The 550-nt window shown below is 36.9% G+C and carries 1 pseudogene; it reads left to right on the top strand.

Annotated features, from left to right (window positions below):
• Positions 1–271: 271 nt before the first annotated feature.
• Positions 272–460 (top strand): annotated as a pseudogene (locus B5F88_RS20050) (winged helix-turn-helix transcriptional regulator); the annotation flags it as partial.
• Positions 461–550 lie beyond the last annotated feature (90 nt).

Genomic DNA, 550 nt, shown 5'->3' with positions numbered 1-550 from the left:
AGGTTTGACACGTTCCCATTGTTCTGTTGTTAATTCATAGCATTTCATACCTCTAGTTTCGCATATCTGCTCCTTTTGTGCAACTTTTATTTTTCAAACAAGCCCTAAGTATTCATAACTCTGCATGGGATTTTTCCTCCTTTTCTTACGGGATTGACTTTTCCCGGTGCTTATATTAAAATTGTAGCGAGAATTAAAAGAAAAACAAGTACGCACATTGAAGTGCGATACTTACAACAAAGTTAAATACTTACCTTAAGGAGAGCGTAAAATGAGCGAGAGATGTATTTCCAATGAGTGCCTTAGCTCCACCGGATTCAGCTACACATTGTCGCTGATTAACGGAAAATATAAAATGACTATCCTTTATACCCTGATGGAGTTCGGTGTTGTCCGATTTAATGAAATGAAAAAGTACATCGGTGAAATTTCTTACAAGACGCTTAGGGCTTGTTTGAAAAATAAAAGTTGCACAAAAGGAGCAGATATGCGAAACTAGAGGTATGAAATGCTATGAATTAACAACAGAACAATGGGAACGTGTCAAACC

It is taken from the genome of Flavonifractor sp. An306 (assembly GCF_002159455.1).
Taxonomy (GTDB): Bacteria; Bacillota; Clostridia; order Oscillospirales; family Oscillospiraceae; genus Flavonifractor.
This window is presented reverse-complemented; position numbering and strand designations above follow the sequence as displayed.